Annotated in this window: 8 protein-coding genes and 1 pseudogene; 4 read left to right on the forward strand and 5 right to left on the reverse strand. The window is 73.2% G+C overall.

The genetic code is table 11. The features are described from left to right. The first annotated feature begins 1 nt into the window (after position 1). The 3 genes from ABD317_RS07615 to ABD317_RS07625 all read left to right on the forward strand — a co-directional run bounded on the left by ABD317_RS07615 (position 2) and on the right by ABD317_RS07625 (position 7007). Positions 2-1297 carry an RNA polymerase sigma factor gene (locus ABD317_RS07615; RefSeq protein WP_344289020.1) on the forward strand — a complete coding sequence of 432 codons (1296 nt, stop codon included), beginning with the start codon at positions 2-4 and terminating at the stop codon, positions 1295-1297. 53 nt (positions 1298-1350) lie between these two features. After that, complete coding sequence (locus ABD317_RS07620) at positions 1351-3438, forward strand: ATP-binding SpoIIE family protein phosphatase (protein ID WP_344289021.1); 2088 nt, start codon at positions 1351-1353, stop codon at positions 3436-3438. 188 nt (positions 3439-3626) lie between these two features. Then, positions 3627-7007, forward strand: a complete 3381-nt coding sequence (locus ABD317_RS07625; protein ID WP_344289022.1) for a S8 family peptidase — start codon at positions 3627-3629, stop codon at positions 7005-7007. Between the two features lie 109 nt (positions 7008-7116). Here the strand turns inward: ABD317_RS07625 and ABD317_RS07630 are convergent, their stop codons facing one another. Continuing rightward, positions 7117-8316 carry a glycosyltransferase family 4 protein gene (locus ABD317_RS07630; protein WP_344289023.1) on the reverse strand — a complete coding sequence of 400 codons (1200 nt, stop codon included), beginning with the start codon at positions 8314-8316 and terminating at the stop codon, positions 7117-7119. Then, complete coding sequence (locus tag ABD317_RS07635; protein WP_344289024.1) at positions 8313-9695, reverse strand: sulfotransferase family protein; 1383 nt, start codon at positions 9693-9695, stop codon at positions 8313-8315. The genes ABD317_RS07630 and ABD317_RS07635 overlap by 4 nt, the downstream gene beginning before the upstream one ends. A 385-nt stretch (positions 9696-10080) precedes the next feature. Here ABD317_RS07635 and ABD317_RS07640 point away from each other — a divergent pair, with 385 nt between their 5' ends. Continuing rightward, on the forward strand, positions 10081-12234 hold the full coding sequence (locus tag ABD317_RS07640; RefSeq protein WP_344289025.1) for a glycoside hydrolase family 6 protein: 2154 nt from the start codon (positions 10081-10083) through the stop codon (positions 12232-12234). Between the two features lie 553 nt (positions 12235-12787). On the opposite strand, the gene ABD317_RS07645 is transcribed toward ABD317_RS07640, so the two are convergent. From ABD317_RS07645 to ABD317_RS07655, 3 genes and pseudogenes are all read right to left on the reverse strand, one after another. Beyond that, positions 12788-13750 carry a threonine ammonia-lyase gene (locus ABD317_RS07645; protein WP_344289026.1) on the reverse strand — a complete coding sequence of 321 codons (963 nt, stop codon included), beginning with the start codon at positions 13748-13750 and terminating at the stop codon, positions 12788-12790. A 111-nt stretch (positions 13751-13861) separates the two neighbouring features. Beyond that, entirely contained in the window at positions 13862-14728 is an 867-nt protein-coding gene (locus ABD317_RS07650; protein WP_344289027.1) for a hypothetical protein, read from the reverse strand. Positions 14729-15409: 681 nt separating this feature from the next. Next, positions 15410-15719 (reverse strand): annotated as a pseudogene (locus tag ABD317_RS07655) (STM4011 family radical SAM protein); the annotation flags it as partial. Positions 15720-15953 lie beyond the last annotated feature (234 nt).

The following is a 15953-nucleotide window of genomic DNA, read 5'->3' on the forward strand; positions in this document are numbered from 1 at the left end:
CGTGGCCGGCGCGCCGGAGTCCGGCCGGGCGGAGCCCCGTCGGGGGGAGCCCCGCCAGGCGGGCTCCGGCGCGCCGGCGCGGCCGGAACCCGGCGCCGCCGCCCACCGCACCCTCGACCGGGTCGTACGCGACCACGCCGGCCGCCTCGCCGGCACCCTCATCCGCCTCACCGGCGACTTCGCCACCGCCGAGGACCTCGTCCAGGACGCCGTCGTCGCCGCGCTGCGGCGCTGGCCCGCCGAGGGCATCCCCGACCGGCCCGACGCCTGGCTCTACACGGTCGCCCGCAACCGCGGCCTCGACCTGCTGCGCCGCGAGGAGACGTACCGGGAGAAGCTGGCGCAGCTCGTACGGCAGGAGGACTGGCCGTACGGCCGCGGGGCCGCGCGCGACGACCGGCTCCGGCTCGTCTTCACCTGCTGCCACCCGGCCCTCTCCCGCGAGGCCCGCATCGCCCTCACCCTCCGCGTCGTCTGCGGGCTGACCACCGCGCAGATCGCCCGCGCCTTCCTCGTCCGGGAGACGACGGTCGCCCAGCGGATCACCCGCGCCAAGCGGAGGATCGCCGAGGCCGGCATCCCGTACCGCGTGCCCGCCCCCGACGAGCAGGCCGACCGCCTCACCGAGGTGCTCGCGGTCATCTACCTGCTCTTCAACGAGGGCTACCTGGCCACCGCCGACCGCGCCGACTCCCGCGACCTCGCCGACGACGCCGAGTGGCTCGCCGCGCTGCTGCACGGCGCGATGCCCGCAGAGCCGGAGGTCGCGGGGCTGCTCGCGCTCATCCGGCTGCACCGCGCCCGCGGCGCCGCCCGCTTCCGGGACGGCGGGCTGGTACGGCTCCGCGACCAGGACCGGTCGCTGTGGGACCGGGCGGCGATCGAGCGGGCCGCCGGCCTGCTCGTGCGCGCCATCCGCCGCCGGCGCCCCGGCCCGTACCAGCTGCAGGCGGCGATCGTGGCCTGTCACGCGGAGGCGGGCAGCTGGGAGGAGACGGACTGGGAGCAGATCGTGCTGCTGTACGACATGCTGCTGCACCTGGCGCCGTCGCCGGTCACCCGGTTGCACCGCGCCGTGGCGCTGCGCTACACCGCGGGGCCCGCCGCCGCCCTCGCCGAGACCGGGGCGCTCGCGGCGGAGCTGAGCGGCTACCACCTGTTCCACGCCACCCGCGCTGACCTCCTGCGCGCGCTCGGCCGCCGCGGCGAGGCCGGCGCCGCCGACCGGCGCGCGCTGGAACTCACCGCCAACCCCGCCGAGCGGGCGGTGCTCCGCGAGCGCCTCGACCGGGGGTGACGGGGAGGCCGTCAACCGCCGCTCTGACCGCCCGGAAGCATAAAATGTGGACAATGCGTACCGAAGAGGTCCTATCGGGGCTGGGTACGGGCGTCTGGCGCTGGGCGGCGCACACCGACGGGGTGGTGCTGGATGCGCAGGCCGCCCGGCTGCTCGGGCTGCCGCCGGCGCGGACCACCGTCGACGCCTCCGTGGTACGCGCGCGGCTGCACGGCGTGGACTACATCGAGCTGGCCGGCATCCTCGACCTCGCGCTCGCCGAGGGCACGCTCGCGGAGGGCCAACTGCGCGTGGTCGACGCCCAGGGCGACGTCGTACGCACGGTGCGCTGCCGGATGCGCGTGCTGGAGCCGGCGCGGGAGGAGCGGAACGAGATCGTCGGCACCGTCCAGGAGGTCGTGGAGCCGCCGCGGCGGCCCGCGGACGCCGGCCGGCCGCTGGGGACCAGCGACTGGCGGCTGTCCCGGGAGGCGTTCCTGCTCTCCGCCGGCCGGGCGCTCGCCGAGGCCCGCTCCACCGACCAGGTGCTGCGGGTGGCGGGGTCGCTGTCGATGCCGGGCTTCTCGCCGGACGGCCTGGTGGTCTTCGCGGTCGAGGGCGACGCCCTGCGCGTCATCGGCCACCACGGCTACTGGCCCGAGGAGGCCGAGCCCTTCCGCACCATCCCGCGGAACGCGCCCTTCCCCGCCGCGGAGGCGGCGCGCACCGGCCGCGCCGTGTACGTCACCGGCCGCGACGAGTACGCGCGCCGCTACCCCGAGGCGTGGCGGTTCGCCAGCGCTCTGCGGCGCCGGTCGTGGGCGTTCCTGCCGCTGGTGGCCGACCGGCGGACGGTCGGGGTGTGGCTGGCGGGGTTCGACGAGGAGGTGCCGTTCACGCCGGACGAGCGGTCGGTGCTGACGACGGTGGCGCGGATGCTGGCGCAGGCGCTGTCGGACGCGCACGTCCACGAGTCGGAGCGGGAGCTGGCCGAGGGGCTGCAGCGCAGCATGATGCCGGCGGTCGCGCGGGTGCCGGGCTTCGACGTGGCGGCGCGGTACGTCCCCTCCGGCGGCGGGCTGCAGATCGGCGGCGACTGGTACGACGTCTTCGCGCTGCCGTCCGGGCAGACGGCCCTGGTCATCGGGGACGTGCAGGGGCACGACGTGCGGGCGGCGGCGCTGATGAGCCAGCTGCGCATCGCGATCCGCGCGTACGCCTCCGAGGGGCACCGCCCGGACGCCGTGCTGGCCCGCGCCTCCGGCTTCCTCACCCGGCTCAACGCGAAGCAGGCCGAGGACCCCGCCGACGCCCGCTTCGCCACCTGCCTCTACCTCCAGGCCGACCCGGTGACCGGCACCCTGACCGTGGCCCGCGCCGGCCACCTCGACCCCGCGGTGGCGCTGCCGGACGGCACGCTGATCATCCATCCCAGCGAGGGCGGCCTGCCGCTGGGCGTCGAGCCGGACCAGGAGTACCCGCTCTCCGAGCACCGGATCGACCCGGACGAGACCATGCTCCTGTGCACCGACGGCCTGGTGGAGACCGGAGGGCACGACCTGTACAGCGGGCAGGCCCGGCTCGGCGCCGCGTTCGGGGCGACGCTCGGCGCGGGTCTTGAGACGGTCGCGGACGCGCTCGTGGACGCGGTCAACGGCCCCGGTTCCTACGCCACCCGCGGGCCGCACTCCGGGCGCAGCCAGGACGACATCGCGTTCGTCCTGCTGCGCACCGCGGGCGCGACCCGGGGGGCGCACCCGGAGTCGGAGCGGCACATGTACCTGCCCGTGCCGCAGTCCGAGCAGCAGCGCATCTCCGACGCCCGGCACCAGCTGCGCAGCATGCTCTACGACTGGGCGACGGCGGACCAGATCGACGCGGCGGAGCTGGCGCTCTCCGAGATGATCGCGAACGTCATGATCCACACGGACAGCACCGCCAGCGTCCTGGCCGACGTCACGGGGCCGCCCGGCCGGCGGGTCCTGCGCATGACGGTCGCCGACGCGGACGGCAACCTTCCGCACCGCCGGCACCCGGGGGAGATGGCGTCGTCGGGGCGCGGGGTGCTGCTGCTCCAGCAGCTGGCGGACGGCTGGGGGGTGGAGCCGCGGGGCGACGGCAAGGCGATCTGGGTGGAGTTCCGCGAGCACGGGGCGCGGTGAACGGCCGCTGAACAAAACGTGGCGGTGAACAATTCCGCCCGTACGCCCCTGACCTGCACGCCCGTTCAACCCACCGGTAAAGCTGCAAACCGGAGGGAACAATTCCGCGTAGATCAACGGAAGATGGAGTAAAGGGGGGGTGGGGGCGTGCAGTGACTCCTGACCCCCCATGACATCGGGAGGGGTTAGTGCGCAGACACTTCAAGAAGGCGGGACTCACCGTCTTAAGCGCCGCCGCGGCCACCGCGCTCGCGGCGGGCCTCACGGTCGCACCCCCGGCGTCCGCCGCGCCGGCGTCCGGGGCGGCCGGGGCGACAGCGGGGAACGGGGACAACGGGGGGAAGAACGGCCCGGCGCAGTACGGGAAACGGTCCGGCACCTGGGTGACGCTGATCACCGGCGACCGGGTACGGGTCGGCGCCGACGGCGGCGCCGTGGCGATCGACCGCGGGCCCGGCCGCGACGGCATACCCGTGCGCACCTTCGAGTCGGAGGGCCACACCTACGTCGTACCGCGCGACGCCACCGCGCTCGTCGGCGACGGCACGCTGGACCGCCGGCTGTTCGACGTCACGCTGCAGGCCCGCCCCGAGTACGTACGCCAGCAGCGCGCCGGCCTGAAGCTCATCGTCGACTACCGCGGCGAGCGCCCCGAGGCGCGCGAGCGGCTGCGCGCCGCCGACGGCACCGAGGTCGAGCACCGCTTCCCGCGGCTCGGCGCCGAGGCCGTCACCACCGCCAAGGGCGAAGCCGCCGCGGCCTGGAAGGCGCTGACCCGCGCCGAGGGCGGGAACGGCGCCGCCGAGCCGCTGGCCGCGGAGGCCGGCGTCCGGCGCGTCTGGCTGGACGGCGTGCGCCGCGCCAGCCTGGACGTCAGCGTGCCGCAGATCGGCGCCCCGGCCGCCTGGGAGGCCGGCTACGACGGCGACGGCGTGACGATCGCCGTGCTCGACACCGGCGTCGACGAGACCCACCCGGACCTCGCGGACCAGGTCGTCGCCACCGAGAACTTCACCCCCTCGCCGGACGCCGAGGACCGCTACGGCCACGGCACCCACGTCGCCTCCATCGCGGCCGGCACCGGTGCCAAGTCGAACGGGAAGCTCACCGGCGTCGCGCCGGGCGCGCAGCTGCTCGCCGGCAAGGTGCTCGGCGACGACGGCTTCGGCGACGACTCCGGCATCCTCGCCGGCTTCGAGTGGGCGGTCGACCAGGGCGCCGACATCGTCAACCTCAGCCTCGGCGGCGGCGACACCCCCGAGGTCGACCCGCTGGAGGAGGCGGTCAACCGGATCTCCGCCGAGGAGGGCGTGCTCTTCGCCATCGCCGCGGGCAACGCCGGCGAACTCGGCTCCCACACCGTCGACTCGCCCGGCTCCGCCGACGCCGCGCTGACCGTCGGCGCCGTCGGCCCGGGCGGCGGGCTCGCGGGCTTCTCCTCGCGCGGCCCGCGGATCGGCGACGGCGCGGTCAAGCCCGACGTCACCGCCCCCGGCGTGTCGATCACCGCGGCCGCCGCGCCCGGCAGCCTCATCGAGCAGGAGGTCGGCCAGAACCCCGAGGGGTACCTGTCGATCGACGGCACGTCCATGGCGACGCCGCACGTCGCGGGCGCCGCCGCGCTCCTCAAGCAGCAGCACCCGGACTGGACGGGCGCGGAGCTGAAGGCCGCGCTGTCGGCGTCGGCCAAGCCCGCCGCCAAGCGCGGCGCGTACGGCCAGGGCGCCGGGCTCGTCGCCGCGGACCAGGCGCTCGGGCAGTCGGTGGTGACCGAGCCGGCGTCGCTGAGCTTCGGCAGGCCGGAGTGGCCGCACGGGGACGACGAGCCGGTGACGAAGCAGCTCACGTACCGGAATCTGGGTACCGAGGACGTCACGCTGTCGCTGGCCACGTCCACCGTGCAGCCGGGCGGCGGCGCCGCGCCCGAGGGGATGTTCACCCTCGGCGCCGACGAGGTCACCGTCCCGGCCGGCGGCACCGCCGAGGTGCCGGTGACCGCCGACACCCGGGTCGGCGGCGCCGACGGCGTGTTCTCCGTGTACGTCACGGCGACCGGCGGCGGCCAGCGCGTCGTCACCCCCGGCGGCGTCGAGCGCGAGGAGGAGTCGTACGACGTCACCGTCGAGTTCCTCGGCCGCGACGGCGAGCCGACCGCGGAGGGCGTCGCGCTGCTGGCCGGCATGGAGGAGAGCAACTGGGACGTCTTCCAGTTCCTCGGCGACGAGAGCGGCACCGCCACCGTGCGCGTGCCGAAGGGCCGCTACCTGATCAGCGCCGACATCGCGAAGTTCGCGGGCGAGGAGCTGACCGAGTACGACTGGATCAACCAGCCCCGCCTGGACGTCACCGGCGACACGACCGTCACCGTGGACGCCAGGACCACCGGACCCGTCGACGTCACCGTGCCGGACGCGGACGCCCGGCGCACCACCGTCGACATGCACATGGACGTCGACACGGGCGATGTGGGCGCGAGCCTCGGCAGCTTCGTGGACGGCGCCGCCGACGTGCGCACCGCGCACCTCGGGCCGGCGACCGCGGACGGCGAGCTGTACCAGCAGGTGCAGGTGGGCTTCAACGCCGACGCGCGCACCGACTACCAGACGGTCTACAGCCACGCCTACCGCACCACCATGTGGAACGGCCTCGTCCGGGCCACCCCGCAGAGCGAGCTGGCCAGGCTCGACGTCACGCTGGGCACCTCCGCGGCCGACCGGCAGGGCATGCTCTTCGCGACGCCGTGGATCCGCGGCGGCACGGGCGCCTCGGCCACCGCGCGGGACCTGCCGTACCGGGGCGAGCTGTACGTGCGCGGCGGCGGCCGCATCAACTGGGAGCTGGAGTTCTGGCAGCTGGGCGAGGAGTGGGAGGACATCGCCTACATCGCGCCCGAGCGCACCTACGCCGGCGGCGGCACGTACAGCAGGTCCTTCAACGCCGCCGTGGTCGGCCCGATCCTCACCGAGGGCCTCGGCGCCACCCGCGACGGCAACACGATCGACACCCTGATCCCGGTCTACCTCGACCACCCGAAGCACTTCGGCTACTCGGCGTACGAGAACGCGGACACCTCGCTGTACCGCAACGGCGAGAAGCTGGGGTCGGTGGCCGACCTGCCGATCGGCACGGCCTTCAACGTGCCGTCGGGCGACGCCCGGTACAAGCTCACCACCTCCTCCACCCGGCCGGCCACGGTCGCCCGGACGTCCACGAAGGTGACCGCGACCTGGATCTTCTCCTCCGCCAGGACCGACGGCCCGAGGGCGCTGCCGATCTCCGTCGTGCGCTTCTCGCCGAGGCTGTCGCCGTCGAGCAGCTCCAACGCGGGGCTGACGAAGAAGGTGCCGGTCAAGGTGCTGGGCTCGGCGGCCGGGAGCAACCTGAAGTCGCTGACCGTGTGGGCCTCCACCGACCGGGGCGGGACCTGGGAGAAGCTGCCGGTACGGGACGGCAGCGTGACCGTGGTCAACCCGGCCGCGGGCAAGACCGTGTCGTTCAAGGCGAAGGCGGAGGACAAGCAGGGCAACAAGGTCTCCATGCGTATCTTCGACGCCTACCGGACGCGGTGACGCACAGCTGAACGGGCGCTGAGCCGCCCGCGGGGGAGCGGCCCCCGGTCCGGCGACGGACCGGGGGCCGCTCTGTGCCCGAAGCTCCCGTACGCGCGCCGCCCCGCCCTCAGGCGGCCGCCGCCCGTACGAGCTTCCGCAGCGGGCCGGTCCGCTCCGCGGCCAGCGTCGTGAACAGCTCCTCCCAGCGCGGGTGCACGGCCTCCGGCGCGTACGTCCGCGACCTGGCGAGCGCCGCCGTGCCCATGTCCGCGCGCAGCCCCTCGTCGTCCATCAGCTGCCCTATGGCCACCGCGAGCGCGTCGACGTCCCGCGGCGGCACGAGCAGCCCCTCCCGGCCGTCGGTGATGACGTCCGCGGGGCCCGTCGGGCAGTCGTAGCTGACCACCGGCAGCCCGTGCGTCATCGACTCGATCATGACCATCGGCAGGCCCTCGAAGCGCGAACTGAGCACGAACATCGACGCCTTGGCCAGCTCGTCGTCGAGCCGCGGGGTGAAGCCCATGAGGAACGCGTGGTTGTACACGTGGTGCTCGTCGATGAGCCCGCGCAGCTGCGCCTCCTTGTCGCCGTTGCCGAAGATCCGCAGCTGCCAGCCGGGGCGGGTGGCGACGGCCTGCGCGAACGCCGGGATGAGCAGGTCGAAGCCCTTCTGCGACTTCAGCCGGCCGGCGGCGACGACGATGCGGTTCGCGTACGACGACTGCCGCTTGCGGCCGGCGTGCACGGCGTTGGGGATGCACACGACGCGGGTGCCGGGGAGCAGCCGCCCGTACTCCTCGCGGTCGCGCTCGGTGAGCACGGCGACCGCGTCGAAGCGCGGGTAGTGGCGGAGGATGGCGGCGCGCACGTCCCGCGGGTGGGTGCCGAGGTTCATGTGCTCCTGGCCGATCCGCACGACGTCCGTGCCGGCGTGCCGCGCGGCGAGGATGTTGAGCGCGGGACGGGTGGTGACCAGTGCGCCGCCGCGCAGCCGGGCCATCCAGCGGATCACCCGCGCCTCCACGTCCCGGGTGAAGTGCTCGCGGGCCACCTCGCCGCTCGGTACGTACCGGGAGGGCCGGCCCTGCGCGCTGAACCGGGCGGTCCACCCGGACCGTTCGGGGGCGGGCGGCGCGCCGTAGGTGTCGACGATCGCCGTCACCCGCACCCGGCGGTCCAGCGGGAACCGGGGCGACTTGCGGCGGCGTACGACGCTGACGACCTCGACGTCGTGGCCGGCGGCGGCCATGGACCCGGCCTGGTTGAACACCGTGCGGATGGTGCCGCCCTTGCCGTAGGCGTTGAGCAGCAGGTAGCGGATCTTCACGAGGCGGTCCGGGAGAGTTCGTCGCGGAGCCGGCAGGCGACGGAGAGGTTGTCGCGGACGGTGTAGTAGGGCTTGACCTGGACCGTGTCGGCGTCGCAGGAGACGGACTGGGCGGGAAACACCACGATGTTCTTCTTCTGCTCGATGTCGTGCAGATTCCGGGCGGCCTGGAGCCGTACGTGTCGCCTACCCGCATCCGCGGTGAGATAGAGGTCCCACTTCGCGGGCAGGGCGATGCCCGGGGGCGCCAGGTCGGCGACGGGCAGGCTGACTTCGAAGCCGTCGCCGGTCAGCGTCGCGGGATAGTCGAGGCGGTGCTCGGGCGAGCCGGTCAGCGAGACGGCGAGCCGCCACCGCGGGGCCTCCGGGGCGTCCGGGGCCTCCGGGGCCTCCGGGGCCGGCGGGGCGCCGTGGAGGCGGCCGAGGATGCGGATGACCCCGTCGCGCGGCCACACCTCGGTGACCTCGGCGCGGACCTCGCCGCCGGCCGGCCCGCCGGGCTCCTCCAGGTAGCCCCACGCGGCGCTGATCTCGCGCAGCGGCTCCGGCACCTCCCCGGGCCCGGGCAGCGCCCGGCCGGGCTGCACGCGCCCGCTGCGGATCTTCTCCTTCCAGTCGCCGAGCCCCTTCGGCAGCTCGCCCTCCGCGCGGGCCCCGTAGTCGAGCATCGCGGGCTCGTACTCGACGCCGAGGAAGTCGCAGACGCTCCGCAGGACGCGCTCGGGGTCGGCGGTCAGGTCCTCGTAGCGCACCACGTGGCCGGGGAGTTCTCGGCGGGCGCGCTCGGTGGCGCGCACGTAGTGCAGCGCCTGCAGCGCGGCCTCCTCGGGGGTGCGCCGGGAGGGGTCGGCCTCGTACCAGGACTGCGCGACGGAGGCGGGGTGGCGCAGCAGGAAGACGAACCGCGCGTCGGGCCAGCAGGCGGCGATGCGCCGGTAGGCGAAGGCGTTGTTCGGCGTCTTCTCGACCAGGACCTCCTTGCCGGAGCGGACCAGCTCGCGGTGGAGCACGCGGTCCCACAGCAGGTGCTCCAGGTCGGTGCGGTGCAGGTCGAGTTCGCCCATCGCCGCGACGGCCAGGTCGGTGCCGGCGCTGACCTCCAGTCGGCGCACGTGCAGCTCGTGCGGTGCGTGGAGGCGGGAGTGGCCGCCGAGCAGCATCCGCAGCAGCGTGGCGCCGGAGCGCACCGGCGTGAGGACGAAGACCGGCCGCCGGAGCAGCCGGTCGACCTGCGGGTCCGGCGGCGGGCGGTAGTCGGGCGTGCGGCCGGCGCGTACGGCGGGGGGTGCGGCCCGGGACTTCCGCCGGCGCGGCCGGCGGACGCGCTGGATCTCCAGGCCGGTCAACCGGCCGAGCTTTCTGTTCAGTTGCCGCAGCATTCTCCACCCGTCCGTGCGCGAGGTGTTCCGGCCCGGAAAACGAGACGGCGGGCAAGGAGTTGCGCCCGCCCGGATTCTTCAGATCTGCGTACGGGGGAACGGCGCCGGTGGGACGGGTCGTCGGCACGGGTTCGTGCGCAAGGGGTTGACAGTCGCGCGGGCTTGCCTGACTGTGGGAGCGCTCCCATAGGTTCAAGCCTTGCACGCAGTACGCACGACGGACGTGCGCCGTACCCGCCTCGTACGGACCCCGCACGTTCCCCGCACGTCGATTCGAGGGCACTCCCCCACGTGCCGCGCACGCTCGCAAAGCCCCGGTGGCGGGACGCCTTCCCGCTGCATCCCGCCACCGGTCCCGCTATCCGAGAGGAGCACGAGACCCCCGATGACAGCGCGAAGAAGCACCAGCCGAAGAAGCCTCAGCACCCGTGCACGTACGCGACTCAGACTCTGGCGTCCCGCGGCGGTACTCGCCTCGCTCGCCGTCGGCGCCGCCCTGGCGCTGACCGGCACCGCGGCCCCCGCCGCCGGCGCGGCCGAGCGCGTGGACAACCCGTACGTCGGCGCCACGCCCTATGTGAACGAGCAGTGGTCCGCGCAGGCCGCCGCCGACGGCGGCGAGGCCATCGCCGACCAGCCCACGTTCGTGTGGATGGACCGCCGGGCCGCCATCGGCGGCGCCGCCGGGAAGTGGGGCCTGGAGCGGCACCTCGACGAGGCGCTGGCCCAGGGCGCCGACCTCTTCGAGGTCGTCATCTACAACCTGCCGGGCCGCGACTGCGCCGCCCTCGCCTCCAACGGCGAGCTGGAGCCCGAGCAACTCGACGTCTACAAAGAGGAGTACATCAACCCGATCGCCGACATCCTCGGCGATCCCAAGTACGCCGACCTGCGCATCGTCGCGCTCATCGAGCCCGACTCGCTGCCCAACATGGTCACCAACGCCGGCGGCACCGACGGCTCCACCGACGCCTGCATTGAGATGAAGGAGCTGGGCAACTACGAGAAGGGCGTCGGCTACGCGCTGAACACGCTGGGCGACATCCCCAACGTCTACAACTACGTCGACGCCGCCCACCACGGCTGGCTGGGCTGGGACACCAACATGGCCCCGGCCGTCGACGAGTTCGCGCTGGCCGCCACCTCCGAGGGCGCCACCGTCGGCGACGTGCACGGCTTCATCGTCAACACCGCCAACTACGGCGCCCTGGACGAGCCGCACTACGACGTCACCGACAGCGTCGGCGGCACCACCGTGCGGAACACCGACTGGGTCGACTGGAACCAGTACGTGGACCAGCTGAGCTTTGCGCAGGGGCTGCGCGACCTCCTCGTCTCCCGCGGCGGCTTCGACCCCGGCATCGGCATGCTGATCGACACCTCCCGCAACGGCTGGGGCGGCCCCGACCGGCCCACCGGCCCCGGGCCCGAGACCTCCGCGAACGCGTACGTCGACGGCAGCCGCATCGACGGCCGTATCCACCCCGGCAACTGGTGCAACCAGTCCGGCGCCGGCCTCGGCGAACGGCCCGTCACCGCGCCCGAGCCGGGCATCGACGCCTACGTGTGGGCCAAGCCCCCGGGCGAGTCGGACGGCTCCAGCGAGGAGATCGACAACGACGAGGGCAAGGGCTTCGACCGGATGTGCGACCCCACGTACGAGGGGAACGCACGCAACGGGAACAACCCGTCCGGCGCGCTGGGCGACGCGCCGGTGGCCGGCCACTGGTTCTCCGCGCAGTTCCGCGAGCTGGTCGCCAACGCCTACCCGCCGGTCGACGGCAGCGGCCCCGGCGACGACACCGAGGCGCCGACCGTGCCCACCGGGCTCACCGTCACCGGGACGACGGGCTCAAGCGTCTCGCTGTCGTGGACGGCGTCGACCGACGACACCGCCGTGACCGCGTACGACGTCTTCCGTGACGGCACGCGCGTCGGCTCGACGGCCGGGACCACGTACACCGACACCGGGCTCACCGCGGAAACGTCGTACGCCTACAGCGTCCGCGCCCGGGACGCCGCGGGCAACGCCTCGGCGCGCACCGCCGCCGTCGACGCCACCACCGACGCGGACGACGGCGGCGGGAACGGGACGCTGAAGGCGCAGTACCGCAGCACCGACTCGGCCGAGACCGACAACCAGATCCGGGCGGTCCTGCAGCTCGTCAACACCGGCAGCACGCCGGTGGACCTGTCGACCGTCCAGCTCCGCTACTGGTTCAGCGGTGACTCCGGCGCGACGTCGTTCGCCTCGTGGTGCGACTGGGCCGTGGTCGGCTGCGGGAACGTCACGCACGGCGTGAGCGCGTCCGGCTCCGGCACGCCGGGCGCGGACCGGTACCTGGAGGTGGGCTTCTCCTCCGGCACGCTGGCACCGGGCGAGTCCACGGGCGACATCCAGCTGCGGCTGGCGAAGACCGACTGGTCGGCCTTCGACGAGTCGGACGACTACAGCCGGGCGACGAACACGTCGTGGGCCGACAACCCGCGCGTCGGCGTCTACTCCGGCGGATCGCTCACCTGGGGCACCGCCCCCTGACGGGCGCCCTCTGACGGGCGGGCGGACCCTCCCCCGCCCGCCCACCCCGGACCTCGCGTCCGGGCCCGACGCCCCCACCCGGCCCACCACCGGGGTGGGGGCGTCTCGCGCGCCCGGCCCTCGGCCCGGTGCCGGGCGCCTGGGTGACGGTGCCGCCGGCGGTGCCGGCGGATGCGGGCGGCGTCGCGGACAACCGCCCGTCGGCGCATCCCACGGCCAGGGTGACCGGCCCGTCGCCCGGCCCGTTCCCGGTACGGAACGCGGCGACCACGGGGACGACGGCTTCGATCAGCTCCGGGATGCCGTCCGCCGCCGGCGGTGCGGGCGCGCACGCCTCACAGCGGGACACGTCCGTGAGGTCGTCGGGCCGCAACTGCACAGGGCTGCCGAACCGGCGGCGCAGGTCGATGACGATATCCCGCGTCGGGAGCCGGGCCGGCCCCGTGGCTGAAGCTCATGACGTGTACTGCCGCCGCGTCAGGCGGCTCCGCGGGCGGGCCGCCCCCTCACGTCACCGCCTGCCCGTTGCCGTTGGCGCCGCTGTTGCCGTTGGTCATCGCTCGACCCAGCGATGGTAGGCGTCTACGTCGACGTTGCTGCCGCACACGACGGTGACCACGTGTCGGCCGGCGAAGCGGTCACGGTCTTCGAGGATCGCCGCGATGCCGAGCGCGGCCGAAGGTTCGACGACGAGGCCGGCGTGGTCGAGGAGCATCCGCATACCGGCGGTGATCGACGCCTCCTGGACCAGGACGGCGTCGTCTGCGACCAGGAGGAGGTCGTCCAGGACGGCCGGGATGGGACGCCGGCCGGCGACGCCGTCAGCGATGGTGTCGGTCGAGTCGGTGGTGACGACACGTCGCCTGCGCCACGAGTGCGTCAGCGCCGGTGCGCCCAGCGGCTGGACGCAGATCACCTCGACTTCGGGTGCCAGGGCCTTCACCACATGACCCACGCCGGTGGCCAGCGCCCCACCGCCGAGAGCAATCAGGACGGCGTCGAACGACGGTGCGGTGTCCACCAGTTCCAGGCCGATGGTCGCCGCGCCCTCGCAGGTCTCGATGTCCAGGCTGTCTTCAACCAGCCGGATGCCGTCGTACCGCGCGATGGCCGCCGCCCGCTCGCGAGCCACCTCGTGGTCGCCGTCCACCAGCTCCAGCCCGGCATCCAGTGCGCGGATGCGATCAAGCTTGGCCCGAGTCGCAAAGCGGGATGCCACAACTGTGATGTCGAGCCCCCGGCCGCGACCGGACCACGCGAGGGCCTGGCCAAGATTGCCCGCGCTCGCGCACACCGCGGCTTGCGACGCATTGTCGGCCAGCAGGCTTGCGACTACCTCGGTGCCGCGTCCCTTGAAACTGCGGACCGGGTTCGCCGTTTCGAGCTTGACGCTCACCGTGCACCCGAGGCCCGGCTCCAGCGCCTCGCAGCGGTACAGCGGAGTGTCGAGAAAGACCGGGTCGATGACCCGGCGAGCCGCCCGGATCCGAGCCGTGTCGAGACGCGTCTCCTGCACGGCACAGCAGTGTAGTGCCACCGGGGCGGACCTTGGGATCGACGCCCGGCGCCCCGGCGCCACACAGGTTCGCGCCGGGGCACCTCTGCTGTTTCCGCAGTGGATGGACGACTACGGCGTAACCACGATGCGCTCGTAGCTCAGCAAGGCTGTGCATCCACCCCACTTGTCGACCTCGTAAGACCAGTACCAGGAGCCGTCGTACCAGCCCTCGAACAGGGTCTCCTTGTGGTGGGTCCACGTGTCGATCGTCAAGCAGAACGCGCCGTTCCGGTACTTCCCGATCGTGTTGGTCCACGCGACGTTACCGTCGTTGATGAACGCGTAGAAGTCTTCTTTCCTCTCCCAGCCGGTCGGGCTGTACCAGCCCCACTCCGAACTGTGGTCCGAGTACAGGTACGCGCTGTCGGTGGACCACGTCAGCATCGACTTCGTTGTCGTCACGTCGATCTGCGGCGGGTCCTCCACGTTGACCTTGATGCTCCCGCTCCAGGGGCCGCCGGCGGCGGCCCCGGCGGAACGCCGCTGGGCGTCCGTGAGCTTCGTCTTCTTGGAAGCGGACTCTTCCACCCCGCCAGGAGCCTGGGCATCCACCTTGCGCTGCACCGACTCGGGGAGGTTGTTCCGAGGATAGTCGGCACGTGCGACCTCGCGCGTGCATGTGTTGGGGTCGAACGAGACCTCGGTGCTCACGAGAACGCGACCGGGTTCCGAAGCGTGTCCTCGGCCCTCCTCCTGGAACGTACAGCCGCCGTTTCCGAGGGACTTCCCCGACTCGCGAACCACTTCGGCTCCCGGGAGGCCGGAGAGGTCCACGTCGTAGTGCACCTCTCCGTCGGGGGCGACCACCGTACCGTTCGCGAGTACCCGGCCCGCGCTGGTTGCGTCCTCGCCGGTTTCTGCCGCGGCGGGAGATAATGCCGTGCCGCCTCCGAGTAGCACAGCGGTTAAGGCAAGCATCACGATGCGCTTTCTCACAGGTTCCCCTTCGCCTGAGACTGCATAGAGGTAGCGCTGTGGGGGGTTGAGCGAAGCTATATGCGCTCGGAATCCGGCGTCAACGGTATGCTGTGTAGCAGGAACTTTTGCTCCCGCTGAAATTCCATAATTGTCATCGCGTGACAACGGTGTGGCCTCGCTTATCGCGGGCTTGGGCCGGCGGCGCCACACGGGCCGGCGCTGGCTGGGGTCGCCATGGTCGTTCGGTGCCCTGGTGGGCAGGGTGAAAAGCCGCTGTATCTCGTGGCAGTTCGGCGCGACGAACCCGTCGGGGCGACGTGGGCCCGGTGCTTGTCCCCGTCGGCGAGGTCCTGCCGCCGACGCTGGGAGAACGTACAGTGGGAGCAGAGACCACGCGCGTGATCGGGAGGATCTCGCCATGCCCGTACAGAGCAGAGCGCAGGCAGTCAAGAGGAGTTACTGGATCACGTTCTTATCGGTGTTTGCCGTGGCCGTCGTCCTGTCTCCGTTCGCCGTGGTCTACGAGCTCGTCCTGGGAACGGTGGGCCTGTTGATCTCATACCCCTTCTTTCATGCCGGCAGCCGCCTGGCCCGAAGGATGGTCGTGGTATTCGCGGCCATTGCCACCGGCAGCCTCCCGTACCTCGCACTCGCCGTAATTGTCGCCGCTTGATAATGAGCGGATCTCATCCATGCCCTGACGACCGACTCGCCGGTGCGGCAGGGCAGTCCGCGGCTGGGGTGCGGGCTGCGGCTGTACAGAAAGAGGGGGTCGAGCGCCGTCCAGCCGGCGGGCGTGCGGCAGGTGCTCCGGGACCCCGACGACGCCGACGCTGAAGCGGACCCCGCCGTCCGCCAGCTCGCGGCACCTGGCGAGAAAGCGCTCGTACGGCACCTGCACCGGATGGTACGTGCACCACAGCGCGAGCGCGTCGCGGTCGGCGTCCGCGGTCAACGCCGTGCGGCAGCTGAGGTTCGTCTGGATCGCGACGCGGCGCACGTGCGCCAGGTGGAGTACGTGCCGCCGCCCCGCCCGCGGTGTTGTCAGGCGCCTCGGCGTCAACGAGCATGGCAGCACTGGTAGGTGAGCCGTCCGCCGTGACCGCTGCCGGCGCCGTGGAGGGGAGACCCCGTGTCACCGCAACCGCGAGGTACGAACCGGAGAACCGTCCTGGCGGCCGGCGCGGCCGCCACCGCCGCCGCCGGAGTCGCCTCCGGCCCGGCCGCCGCGGCCGGCCCGGTC

The organism is Streptomyces synnematoformans, from assembly GCF_039531005.1.
Taxonomy (GTDB): Bacteria; Actinomycetota; Actinomycetes; order Streptomycetales; family Streptomycetaceae; genus Streptomyces; species Streptomyces synnematoformans.